This window comes from Luteibacter sp. SG786, assembly GCF_011759605.1.
Classification (GTDB): domain Bacteria; phylum Pseudomonadota; class Gammaproteobacteria; order Xanthomonadales; family Rhodanobacteraceae; genus Luteibacter.
On the sequence record NZ_JAAOYX010000001.1, the window covers coordinates 1,108,370 to 1,121,048 of the forward strand.

At 68.3% G+C, this 12,679-nt stretch carries 8 protein-coding genes; 1 reads left to right on the forward strand and 7 read right to left on the reverse strand.

What is annotated here, in order from left to right:
• Positions 1-443: 443 nt before the first annotated feature.
• From pdeM to FHS47_RS05065, 7 genes are all read right to left on the reverse strand, one after another.
• Positions 444-1,103, reverse strand: coding sequence for a ligase-associated DNA damage response endonuclease PdeM (gene pdeM, locus FHS47_RS05035; RefSeq protein ID WP_167023790.1), 660 nt, complete (start codon positions 1,101-1,103; stop codon positions 444-446).
• Positions 1,100-3,541 (reverse strand): ligase-associated DNA damage response DEXH box helicase, encoded by a 2,442-nt coding sequence (locus tag FHS47_RS05040; protein WP_167023793.1) that lies wholly within the window; start codon positions 3,539-3,541, stop codon positions 1,100-1,102. Before FHS47_RS05040 ends, pdeM begins: the two co-directional genes overlap by 4 nt.
• Positions 3,498-5,093: an ATP-dependent DNA ligase gene (locus FHS47_RS05045; RefSeq protein ID WP_167023796.1), complete on the reverse strand. Its 1,596-nt coding sequence runs from the start codon at positions 5,091-5,093 to the stop codon at positions 3,498-3,500. The genes FHS47_RS05040 and FHS47_RS05045 overlap by 44 nt, the downstream gene beginning before the upstream one ends.
• Entirely contained in the window at positions 5,093-6,115 is a 1,023-nt protein-coding gene (locus tag FHS47_RS05050) for a ligase-associated DNA damage response exonuclease (RefSeq protein ID WP_167023799.1), read from the reverse strand. The genes FHS47_RS05045 and FHS47_RS05050 overlap by 1 nt, the downstream gene beginning before the upstream one ends.
• Positions 6,116-6,166: 51 nt before the next feature.
• A complete protein-coding gene (locus tag FHS47_RS05055) occupies positions 6,167-7,930 on the reverse strand; it encodes an ABC transporter transmembrane domain-containing protein (protein ID WP_167023802.1) in 1,764 nt (587 codons plus the stop codon).
• Between the two features lie 85 nt (positions 7,931-8,015).
• The gene (locus FHS47_RS05060; RefSeq protein ID WP_167023805.1) at positions 8,016-8,612 is read right to left on the reverse strand and encodes a YigZ family protein; all 597 of its coding nucleotides are present in this window, start codon (positions 8,610-8,612) and stop codon (positions 8,016-8,018) included.
• Between the two features lie 78 nt (positions 8,613-8,690).
• Positions 8,691-10,202: a GGDEF domain-containing protein gene (locus tag FHS47_RS05065; protein ID WP_167023808.1), complete on the reverse strand. Its 1,512-nt coding sequence runs from the start codon at positions 10,200-10,202 to the stop codon at positions 8,691-8,693.
• Between the two features lie 300 nt (positions 10,203-10,502).
• Between FHS47_RS05065 and egtB the strand changes: the two genes are divergently transcribed.
• The gene (egtB, locus tag FHS47_RS19990; protein WP_208381801.1) at positions 10,503-12,671 is read left to right on the forward strand and encodes an ergothioneine biosynthesis protein EgtB; all 2,169 of its coding nucleotides are present in this window, start codon (positions 10,503-10,505) and stop codon (positions 12,669-12,671) included.
• Positions 12,672-12,679 lie beyond the last annotated feature (8 nt).

The following is a 12,679-nucleotide window of genomic DNA, read 5'->3' on the forward strand; positions in this document are numbered from 1 at the left end:
GAAGGCAGGCACCCAGCGACTCAAGCGTGGAAGGTCGCCACAAACCGACCAAACGACGCCGCGCTACGCACTACACAACACACCACGGCACCGTCCGATGCCGGCAGCCGTCGCCCTCGCCGCGATGTCTGGAGTCGAGGGCGTGCGGGTGGAAAAGGCCCGCAGGGGGCGGGCCAGGACGGCCCGCCGTTTCCGCCGAGGCAGGGATGCCGAGTCGAAGACCCCCGCCCGGACGCCTGGGTCCGCCGCGGCGAAGCCATCAGACACCAGCCGCGCAGCGGCTCTCCTTTCGCAAGGAACGACGTAAGTCTTCGCGGCGAGGGCGGCGGCTGCCGGCTTCCCGACCACGTACGAGCGCCAAGCGCGAGGCCGAACAGGCGAGCCCACCCTAAGAAGCGAACCCCACAAGTACCAAACACGAAGAACAAGAGGCCCTGAAGCCGCTAAACCCGGCCACGCTGTCTCAGCGGCACCAGCCCCGCGGGTGTGGCCGCCACGATGCGTCGGCCGGGTTCGAGCATGAACTCGTGCAATCCGGTCAGCGTGCCGAATGCCGGCAACATCGCCACCTCGCGATCGAAGACGAACGCCGGCAGGCGATGCCGTCGCCAGCCATCGCGCACCGTCACGCCCGGATGCACATGTCCTGCGAGGGTGTAACCGTCCGCGTGTGGCGACGGATGGTGCGCGAACACGAACGGAGGCGCGAGCACGCGATCGGGGCGCACGTCGACACCCAGCGCGGCGGCGTCGAAGTGCCTGTCGTGGTTGCCCGCGATAAGGTCCATCGCCACATCCGTGTGCGATTCGCGCCATGCGCGAACCTTTTCCACCCAACCGCTGCGTTCCGTGGCCGCGCCGTGCACCAGGTCGCCGAGGACGACCAGCCGTTCCGGTGCGAACTCGGCGATGAGCGCGTCGAGACGGGCCAGATCGTCTTCGGTGTCGCCGCTGGGCACGGCGATGCCTGCGCGCCGGAACACCGCGCCCTTGCCGAAGTGCACGTCGGATACGAGGAGCGTTCGTCGCGCCGCCCAGTGAATGGCGCGTTGCGCATGCAAGGTGAGCCGTTCGCCCGCGACCTCGATGTCGTGCGTCATCATGCGTCGGCTCCCGCTTCCAGTGTGGCGAGCATGCGCTCGACGCGGGTCTTCCAGTCGTCGCCCGCGATGCCACCCCGCAGCCGCTCCACCCAGAGCGGGAAGGCGAGAGGACTTAGCCGTTTCGTCTCGCGCCACAGCAGCCGCGACCGCGACACGCGCAGAAGGCACGCGCGCAGCCGCGAATAGTCCAGTTGCTGGTCGAGTACTTCGCGCTCGGCCTGCCACAGCAGCGGGTGCGCGGGATCGTGGCGGCGAAGCACGTCGAACAGCAATCCGCTGGATGCCTGCAATTGCCGAAGCGTCTTGCCGTGCGAGGGGTATCCGTTGAAGACGAGCCCGGCCACGCGGGCGATCTCGCGGAACTGCCGCCGCGCCAGTTCCGACAGGTTGATGCTCGCACGGATATCGGCGCGAAGGCCCCAGGGATGAAGCAGGCCGCGCATCGTTTCCTCGTCCAGTGGCGGCATGCGCGCGGCCGTCAGCGTCAGGCCATAGTCGTTCACTGCGTAACCGTAGTCGCCGGGCTGGATTCGCGCCATGCGATAGGCGAGCACGGCGGCCAGTCCTTCGTGCGCCAGACGCCCTGCGAAGGGGAACACGAAGAGGTAATCGCCTTCGCGGGTACGGGTGCGCTCGCAGAGCGTCTCGTCGACGCGCGGAATGGACGACTGCCGGCTCTGTACGTCGAGCAGTGCTCCGAGCGCGCGCATCTCCGCGGACGCCGGGATGCCGCCCGCCAGCGCCTCGCGCAGTTCGTCCGACAGTTCGCCGGAAAGAGGCAGCCGTCCGCCCATCCAACGAGGCACCCCGCCTCGCCGGTTGGGGGCGGCACGCACGTAGGCGGTCATGTCGCGTACGCGTACCAGTTCGAGATTTCGGCCGGCGAAGAGGAAGCGATCGCCGGGGCGGAGTCGCGAGAGGAAGCTCTCCTCGACGGTGCCCAGCCGTGCGCCCTTCATGTAACGCACGTGCAGGCTGCCGTCGGACGTGATCGTACCGATCGACAGGCGGTGCATGCGCGCGATACGCCCGCTTTCCACGTGGAAGCGTCCGTGGGTTTCCACCAGCTTCTGGTATTCCGGATAACTCGCCAGCGCCGAGCCGCCGGTGCGCAGGTAGGCAAGCACGGCGTCGAAGCGTTCGCGCGGGAGGTTGGCATAGGCAAGCGACGACGTGATTTCGGCATAGGCGTCGTCGGCGGTGAAGCCACCGCCGAGCGCCATGGTGAGAAGGTGCTGCGCGAGCACGTCGAGGCATCCGCGCATGGGCCGGCGTGGTTCGAGGTGTCCTGTCTCCAGCGCGTGGCGTGCCGCGGCGATCTCCGCGAGTTCGAGCAGGTGCGTCGGTACGCAGAGGATGCGGGAAGGAGCACCTGGCCGGTGCCCACTGCGGCCGGCGCGTTGGAGCAGGCGCGCGATGCTCTTGGGGCTGCCGACCTGGATCACGCGCTCCACGCTGGCGAAGTCGACGCCGAGATCGAGGCTGGAAGTGGCCACCACGCAGCGCAGGGCGCCCACGCGCAAACCCTCTTCGGCGGCGAAGCGCAGCTTCGGATCGATGGAACCGTGGTGCAGTGCCAGCGTATCCGGCGACTCCGGCCACACCGACGACAAGGCTTCGTGCCACAGCTCCGCCTGCGAGCGGGTGTTGGCGAACACCAGGCTACTACGCGCCTTCAGCACGGCATCCAGCACGCGCGGCAGCTGCGAAAGGCCGAGGTGGCCGGCCCAGGGGAAACGTTCGCCGCTTTCAGGCAGCGCGCTTTCGACGATCGTTTTCTTTTTCGAGCGGGCGCCGATCAGCACGCCGTCATGGGCGAGCGCGCGCAAGGCTTCGTCGAGGTTGCCGAGCGTGGCTGACAACCCCCAGGTGCGCAGGCCAGGCAGCCAGTGGCGAAGGCGTGTCAGTCCAAGCTGCAGCAGCGTGCCTCGCTTGTTGCCTACAAGCTCATGCCACTCGTCCACGACAATGCCGCGCAGGTTTGCGAAGCGCTCTTTCGCATCCGGATAGCTGAGGAGCAGGGCCAGGCTCTCCGGCGTGGTGACCAGCAGTTCGCATGCGCCGCGGCGGAGGCGGGCCCGTTCGGCACTGCCGCTGTCGCCCGTGCGGCGCAATACACGCCAGGGAAGTTCCATGGCTTCCACCGCCGACGCGAGGTGTTGCGCGGTGTCCGTAGCCAGCGAACGCAACGGCGTGATCCATAGGAGTTGCAGGCCCGTCCGTGGCCGCAGCACGGCGTCGATCAGCGGCCCGCCCGCGGCGGCCAGCGTCTTTCCCGTGCCGGTCGGCGCGTGGATCAGCCCGTTATGGCCTTCGTGCCACGCGCGCCACGCCGCCCGCTGGAACGGTGCGGCACGGCGTTCCTGCGCGGCGAACCACGCGAGGAGGCGCGCCTCAGCCCGACGCCAGGCGGCGGAGGTCGTCGAGCTTGTCGGCATCGCGAATGCCCAGGTCCGTGCGCCAGCGCAGAATGCGCGGGAAGCGCACCGCCACGCCGGCCTTGTGGCGGCCCGAGGCCTGGATGGCCTCGAAGGCGAGTTCGAAGACGTGCGTGGGTTCGACCGAGCGTACGGGCCCGAAGCGGTCGATGGTGTGCGCGCGGATCCAGCGGTCGAGACGGCCGATCTCGGCGTCGTCGAGGCCGGAATACGCCTTGGCGACCGGCACGAGCGTGTCGCCTTCCCAAACGCCGAACGTGTAGTCGGTGAAGAGTCCGGAACGGCGCCCATGGCCCGGCTGCGCATACAGCAGCACGGCGTCGACCGTGTATGGATCCACCTTCCACTTCCACCAGTCGCCGCGCTTGCGACCGACGCGGTAGGGCGATTCCAGGCGCTTCAGCATCAGCCCTTCGGTACGCCGCTCGCGCGACTCGCGGCGCACGGCGGTCAATGCTTCCCACGTCGACGCGTCCACAGCGGGCGACAGCGCAAGCGTGGGGCCATGCCCTTCCACCAGCGCGGCCAGCATGGCGCGCCGCTCGCGAAGTGGACGTTCGCGCAGGTCTTGTCCGTCCAGTTCGAGCAGGTCGTACGTCATGAGCCGCACCGGCGTGTCGGCAAGCAGCTTCGGCCCGGGCTTGAGTTTGCCGATGCGCTTCTGCAACGCGGCGAAGGGCAGCGGATGCGCCTCGTCGAGCGTCCACGCGAGGATCTCGCCGTCCAGCACGCAGCCGTCCGGCAGGTTCAGTGCGGCCAGCTCGATCTCCGGAAAGCGGCCGTCCAGCCGTTCTTCGCCGCGCGACCAGAGCAGCGCGCCGTCGGCACGGCGCATCAATTGCGCGCGTATGCCGTCCCATTTCCATTCGGCCAGCCAATCGCCGACGCTTCCCAGCACATCGATATCCTGCTCCAGCGGCGAGGCAAGGAAGAACGGGTAGGGCCGTTCGCCGGCGTGCTCGTCCGCGCGTTCCGGTCCCGCGAGCGCGAGGAAGGCGTCGGCAGTGGGCTTCCATGTGCCGCTGAGGCGGTGCGCGATGAGATCCGTGGGAAGGTCGGCCCACTGGGCCAGAGCCTGCACGACAAGTCGTTGCGAGACGCCGACACGCAGGGACCCGGTGAGGAGCTTGTTCACCAGGAACACCTGCTCCCGCGGCAAGGGCCTCCACCATTCGCGCAGCAGCTCGATGCGTTCCGACGGCTCCAGCCGGGCGAGGGAAGGCAGCCTCGCTTCCATCCAGACGTGCAGGGGCACGTCGTCGCCGCCGTCTTCCGTGCCCGGAAGCATGAGCGCGATCGTCTCCGCCAGGTCGCCGACGTGCTGGTAGCTGTCGTCGATCAGCCAGTCCGCGTAACCCGTTTCTGCCGCGAGGGCCAGGCGAAGCTCCGTGGACGTGGCGGTGCGCTTGAGCTTGCCGCCCCCCAGCACGTAGACCGCCCACGCTGCATCGACCGCCGGTGCGTCCGCGAAATACGCCGCCATCGCGTCGCGCTTGGCGGACGTGGACGACGTGCGGTCCAGGGCTTCGAAGAGCGCGGCGAAGCGGCGCATCAGTCGCCTTCCTCGCTGCTGCGGGACTCCGGCATGGCGCCGCCGAGGGATCGCAAGGGGAACGCCTCGTGGCCGGTGTCGCGCAGGTGCCTGACCAGCGCTTCACCGTCGCCGTGGGTCACGTAGATACGCTTCGCGCGGCAATCGTCCACGCTGCGCAGCAGACCCGGCCAGTCGGCGTGATCGGAAACGACAAAGCCCCGGTCGTAGCCGCGGCGCCGGCGCGCACCGCGCACCTGCATCCATCCCGATGCGAAGCCGGTCGAGGCCTTTCCGAAGCGGCGCATCCAAGGCGAACCGGCGGCGGAGGGCGGCGCCATGATCAGTTCACCGGCGAAATCCTTGCCGCGTGCGGACTCGCTGACCGCCACCGTCGGCAGCATGTGCACGCCCGCGTTCCGGTAGACCTCCACCAGCCGCAGCATGGCGCCATGCAGGTGCACCGTGCGATCGGTGCGCGTAGCCAGTTCCGCCAGCAGACGCTGGGCCTTGCCCAGCGCATAGCAGAACAGCACCGCCGGCACGCCGCGATCGCGGCATTCGTCGACCCAGTCAAGGATGTCTGCCACCACTGTGCGCATCGAAGGCCAGCGATAGATGGGCAGGCCGAAGGTGGATTCGGTGACGAACACATCGCAGGGCACGGGTTCGAACGGCGCGCAGGTCGGGTCGGGGTCGCGCTTGTAGTCGCCGGACACGACCACGACCTTGCCTCGGCCCTCGATGCGGACCTGTGCCGCGCCGAGGATATGGCCCGAAGGATGGAACGACAGGCTCGTGTCGCCGAGGGTGAAGCGTTCGCTCCAGTCGTGCGCATGGATGACGGAATCCGCGCCCAGGCGTTCGCGCATCAGCAGGGTACCGGCCGCAGCGACGTGATAGAGGCCGCTGCCCGACCGCGCGTGGTCGCCGTGCGCGTGCGTGACGACGGCGCGCGCCACGGGCTGCATCGGATCGATGAAGAAGTCGCCCGCGGGACAATACAAACCTTCGGGGCGCGGCAGCAGCAGGTCGCTATCCATGCCGCGACGTTAGGTGGCGCTAAGTCAACGCCGCGAAAAGGTGACGCGGGATCAGGTGACGAACTGCAACCGCGCCAGTTCCGCGTACAGGCCACCCTCGGCAAGAAGGCTGTCGTGGGTGCCCTGGGCCACGATGCGGCCGCCGTCCATCACCACGATGCGATCGGCCCGCTGCACCGTGGCCAGGCGATGGGCGATCACAAGGGTGGTGCGTCCTTTCTCCAGGCGCTCGAGCGCGTGCTGGATGGCGGCTTCCGATTGCGCGTCCAGCGCCGAGGTGGCCTCGTCGAGCAGCAGCAGCGGTGCGTCGCGCAGGATGGCCCTGGCGATGGCCACGCGCTGCTTCTGTCCGCCGGACAGGCGCACGCCGCGTTCGCCCAGCGCCGCCTCGTAGCCGTCGGGCAGGGCGGAAATGAAGCTGTCCGCTTCGGCCAGGCGCGCGGCCTCGCGCACTTCGTCGTCGCTGGCGTCGGCGCGGCCGAAACGGATGTTGTCCGCCGCCGTGCCGCCGAAGATCACCGTCTCCTGCGGCACCAGTGCGATGGCTCCGCGCAGTTCCGGAAGGGCGAGCGCACGCAGGTCGACGCCGTCGAGGCGGATGGCCCCAGCAACGGGGTCGTGGAAACGCAGCAGCAGGCTGAACACCGTGCTCTTGCCCGCGCCGGAGGGGCCGACCAGGGCCACCGTTTCGCCCGGCGCGATCTCCAGGTGGAAGTCGGAGAGGGCGGGAACGTCGGGTCGCGACGGGTAACGGAATTCCACATGTTCAAAGCGCAGCGCACCGGTTACCGGTCGCGGGAGCGGTTCCGGCGCATCGGGCGTGCGGATCGTGGCCCGTTCGGCGAACAGTTCCCCGATGCGCTCCATGGCGCCCGCGGCCCGCAGCACGTCGCCCCACACTTCGGAAAGCCCCGCCACGGAACCCGCGGCGAAAATGGCATAGAGCACGAACTGGCTGAGCACGCCGGGGGCGAGGTCGCCGGCGATGACGTCGCGCGCACCGGCCCACAGCACCAGGGTGATCGCGCCGAAGATCAGCACGATGACGGCGGCGGTGAGCAGCGAGCGCATGCCGATGCGCCGGCGCGCCGTGGCCAGCGCCAGTGCGATGGCATGCGCGTAACGGCGGCTTTCGATCGGCTCGCGCGCATACGCCTTTACCGCCTGCGCGGCGTTCAGCGTTTCGTTCGCCACCGCGGCGGCGTCGGCGATGCGGTCCTGGCTGTTTCGGGACAGCTTCTGCACGCGCCGTCCGAACACGAGGATCGGCAACATCACGGCGGGAATCACCAGCGCGGTGAGGCCGGCGAGGCGCGGGCTGGTCCAGGCCATGGCCGCGGCGGCGCCGATGAGCATCACCACACTGCGCAGGGCCACGGAGATGCCCGAGCCGACCAGGGTCTGTACCACTTCGGTGTCGGTGCCCAGCCGTGAGGTGAGTTCCCCCACGCGCGTGCTTTCGTAGAAACCGACGTCCAACTGGATGACGTGCTCGTAGAGCGCGGTGCGCAGGGAGGCGAGCGAGCGCTCGCCGAGCAGGGCAATGCAGTAATAACGGGCGGCCGTGGCGAACGCGAGCACCAGGGCCACGCCGAACAAGGCGAGGAAGGTGCCGTTGATGGCCGCCAGGCTCGATGCGAGGAAGCCGTGGTCGATGATGTGCCTCACGGCGACAGGCAGCACCAGCGACGCACTGGACGAGATGCCGAGGAACACGAGCCAGCCGATGGCGAGCCGCTTGTGCGGCTTCAGGAACGGCCAGAGGTTGCGCAGCGCGCCGATCTTGCGCGACTTCTCCCTGCGTTGCTCGCTCATGCTCACTTCGGTGGTTTCCAGGCAATTCGGGAACGGATGGGGCCGCGCGGTACGGTATTCAACCGCGAATTCCTGCGAAGCGGCTCTAATCCAGGCGGCGGGGGCGCACCCGGCCGCGGGTGAGGTCCACCACCCGCGAGACGATCGAATCCAGCGCATCCAGCGGTGCCGCCACGGTCAGCGTTGCGCCGTCCGCCTCGAACGTCTCCCGTTCCACCGTCGCCCCCATCTCGCGAAGGCGCGCGTCGAGCAGGGCCAGCTCGCCGAACTCGCAGCGCAGCACCAGGCGCCCGACGGGCACGATGGGTGTCCTCGGCGCGAGGCGCAGGCATTCGGCGGCACTGCCTCCGTAGGCCCGGGCGAGGCCGCCCGCGCCGAGCTTGATCCCGCCGTACCAGCGCGTGACCAGCACGGCCACGCGGTCGCAGCCTTGCCCGTCGATGGCGGCGAGAATGGGCCGCCCCGCGGTGCCGCCGGGTTCGCCGTCGTCGTTGAAGCGATAGGCGTCGCCGATGCGGTAGGCCCAGCAGTTGTGCGTGGCTGCCGGATCGCCGTTCGCGTCCAGCCACGCCAAGGCCGCAGCGGGCGTATCCACAGGGGCGGCCTGGGCGAGGAACCGGCTTTTCCTGATCTCTTCCTCGTGCCGCCACGGCGCGGCCAGCGTGTCCAATGGCGTGCTCAAGGTTCCAGATCGTGCAGTTCTCGGGGCAACGAGGTTAAGGCATCCGCGGCGTCGCCGTCTGCAAGGTGTCGCCAGTGATCAACCGACGTGACGCGAGCCATCCAGGCGCACCGTGTTCATGCGCCCGCCGTCCTGGCTGCCGACGCGGTTGCGCCCGGCCTGCTTCGCACGGTAGAGCGCGCGGTCGGCCGCGTTGAGAAGATCGAGCGGGCCACTTTCCGAACTCGCGTTGGCGGCAGCCACGCCGATGCTGATGGTCACGACGCCGAAAGGGCTGGCCGGGTGCACGATCGACAGCGACTGGATTTCCTTGCGCAGGCCTTCGGCGAGCGCGACGGCATCCGGCAGGTTCGTGCCGGGCGCCACCACCGCGAATTCCTCGCCGCCGAAGCGGGCGATGAAGTCGCCCGCGCGCAGACCCCGGCGCAACAGGGCGGAAGCGAGGGTGCGCAGGCATTCGTCGCCCGCGAGGTGCCCGAAGCGGTCGTTGAATTCCTTGAACTGGTCGACGTCGATCATGAGCAGGGCGATGGGATCCTGTTGGCCCGGACGGTGCCATTCGCGCAGCAGGCGTTCGTCGAGCGCGCGGCGATTGGCCAGGCCGGTGAGGCTGTCGACGAAGACCAACCCCTGCAACTCGTCGCGGCTGCGAGCGAGGCGAAATTCCTCTTCGACCAGATCCACCTGGGCCAGCGTGCCGCGCAGGCCGATGCCGATCACGGCCGCGATGGCGCCGCCGATGCCGAGGACCGGATAACCGGGAATCACCATCAAGCCGAAGCCGAGCACGCTCATGGCGAGGAACGTGGGACTGGCGCTCTGCACGAAGCGCACCAGGTACACCGGGGCGTGCCAGTAGCGCTGCGGCATGCGCGTGGCGGCGGCCAGGAAGAGGGCGAGGAATGGCACGTCGAGCAGGACATCCCACGGCGAGGTGCCGAACTCGGGGTGCCCGCCCAGTGCGATGTAATGATTGTAGAAATAGCCGCAAAACGCGTAAGTGACGAAGAAGGCGCTGACGCCGCGAAAGTAGAAGTGGTCGTCCGCCCGATCGGTGGCGACGTAACGGAGCAGTGCGGCCACGGCGAGGCAGCTGTTCTCGAAATCGAGCATGTAGGCCACGTCTACCGCGGCCTGCGTGCCGACGGCGCCCTCGAGGGACACGATGGAGAACGTGCGGATGTAGAAGAGCACGCCGAGCAGCGACGCCAGCACCAGGTCGATGGCCATCGCCCATTTCTTTCGCGCCGCCACGGGCGCCGACGAGACGGACACGAGCACCGGCAGCACATACAGGATGTAGAAGAACATGCTGTCGCCGGGCGCGGGATTGGAGTTTTCCAGCACGTAGTTCTGCCGCGCCGAGAGCGACATGCCCACCGTCCACAGGGCAAGGCTGGCCAGCAGCAGCCACCACCGGCGGTCCCTCGGGGTACCCGATCGCCGCCATGCGACCACCACGCTGGCCATGGCGAGGCCGGACACGGCGAAGAAGAACGTGTACGAGATGGCCATGCCCAGGTCGGGCACGAGGACAAGCGCCGCCACGTGGGCCACGATGATGGTCGCCGCGACGACTGGGTATTTCATGGCGAGCCTCCCGCCACCTGCAACACAATAGTCATATCGGCCGTGCGGGCGGGAAATTTAGAGCCATGGAAAGATGTTAGGGGCCGTTCCGCCCCCAAAGGTGTTAAGCGGTTCCCAGGAAATCATGGTGCGGCGTGTCAAAAGCGATGGGGCAGTGCAAGAAAGTATCTTTGCGGATCGGTAACGTCACCTGTTCCCGTTTGTCGGCTTGGATTCATCCTGCCCGGGTCGCAGGATGTCCGATCCAGCCGCATGCGCCTGAGCGCATCCGGGACTGACCGTTCCACCAGGGAGCCCCCAATGCAAGCCCTTGTCGATACATCCATGGCGCCCGGCGCCTCCGTTCACGGCCGCGACAACCTGCTCTCGCTCGCGGAGCGTTACGACGCGGTCCGTGCCCGCACCGAGGCACTCGTGGCGTCGCTCGGACCGGAAGACATGGTCGTGCAGTCGATGCCCGACGCCAGCCCGGCCAAGTGGCACCTTGCCCACACCACGTGGTTCTTCGAAACCTTCCTGCTCGGGCCGAACGTGCCCGGTTACCAGGTTTTCGACGCCGACTTCGCCTATCTGTTCAACTCGTACTACGAAGCCATCGGCCCTCGCCACCCGAGGCCGCTGCGCGGGTTGCTCACCCGTCCGGCCATGCCGCGCGTGCTTGCCTACCGCCACCACGTGGACAGGCACATGCGCAGCTTCCTCGCCGACGACCTCTCCGTGGAACTGCAGGCGCTGGTGCGCCTGGGCTTCGCGCACGAAGAACAGCACCAGGAACTGCTCGTGATGGACGTGCAGCACCTGTTCGCGCAGTCGCCGCTCAAGCCGCCTTTCGATCCTTCCTGGAAGGCCCCGGAGCCTGGCCCCACGGGCCGCTTCCGTTCGGTGGGCGGCGGGCCTGTCCGCATCGGCGCGCGCGACGAGGCCTTCGCCTTCGACAACGAAGGGCCTGTGCACACGGTCTGGCTGGAACCGTTCGAGATCGCCGACCGACTGGTGACCAACGGCCAGTGGCTGGCCTTCATGGCGCTGGGCGGATACCGTCGGGCCGACCTCTGGTTGTCCGATGGCTGGGCCCAACGCCAGGCCGAAGGCTGGGAAGCGCCGCTCTATTGGCAGCACGACGGCGAGGCCTGGTCGCATATGACGCCGGGTGGTTGGCAGCCCGTCGATCCGGATGCGCCGGTGACGCACATCAGCTACTACGAGGCCGAGGCATTCGCGCGCTGGGCCGGGGCGCGTTTGCCCACCGAGGCCGAATGGGAACACGCCATGCGCACGCGCGACGATCTCGAGCAGGTCGACGACGTGGCCTGGCAATGGACATCGAGCGCCTATGCGCCGTATCCCGGCTTCCGCGCGGCAGACGATGCCGTGGGCGAATACAACGGCAAGTTCATGAGCGGCCAGATGGTCTTGCGCGGTGGCGCCAGCGTGACGCCGCCGGGCCATTCGCGCGTGTCGTACCGCAACTTCTATCGTCACGGGCAACGCTGGATGTTCGCCGGGGTACGCCTCGCGCGCGATCCGGGAACCTCGCCCGACCGCGAGCGGCTGACCTTCCTGCGCGATACCCTCGCGGGACTCTCGTCGTCGCCCAAGGCGTTCTCGCCGAAGTATTTCTACGACGGCGCCGGCTCGGAACTCTTCGAAGCCATTTGCGTTACGCCCGAATACTATCCGACACGCACGGAGACGGCGCTGCTGCGCGAGATCGCGCCGGCGCTCGCCGAGGCGATACCGCAGGGCGCCGTGCTGCTGGAGTTGGGCAGCGGCGCCAGCGACAAGACGCGCATGCTCCTGGACGCGGCGCCATGGATATCCGCTTATGTGCCGGTGGATATCAGTGCCGACGCGCTCGAAGGCGCGACGGCACGATTGCGTGAGGCCTATCCCTCCTTGGCGGTGCAGCCGGTGGTGGGCGATTTCACCCAGGCCATCGAGCTGCCGCCGTCGCTCGCCGGCAGGCCCGTGGTCGCCTTCTTCCCGGGTTCCACCATCGGCAACTTCACGCCGGACGAAGCGGCGGCGCTCTTGCGAGCGGTGCGCGAACGGCTGGGCGACGACGCACGCTTCATCGTCGGAGCGGACCAGGTGAAGGAACTCGACGTGCTGCTGGCCGCCTATGACGATGCAGCCGGGGTAACGGCGGCGTTCAACCGCAATGTGCTCGTGCGCATCAACCGTGAACTGGGCGGCGATTTCGACCCGCAGGCGTTCGAGCATCGTGCCGTCTGGAATCCGGCATGCGAGCGCATCGAAATGCACCTCGTGAGCCGCGGGGCGCAACGCGTCACGGTGGCCGGACAGACATTCGCGTTCGCCGCCGGCGAGTCGATCCACACCGAGAACTCGCACAAGTTCACGCCGGAGTCGTTCGCTCGCCTCGCGGCGAACGGTGGATGGGAGGTGGAACGCTCCTGGATCTCGCCGGCCCCGGCCTTCGGCGTGTTCGTCCTGAAAGCCGTCTGAGCGCTTCG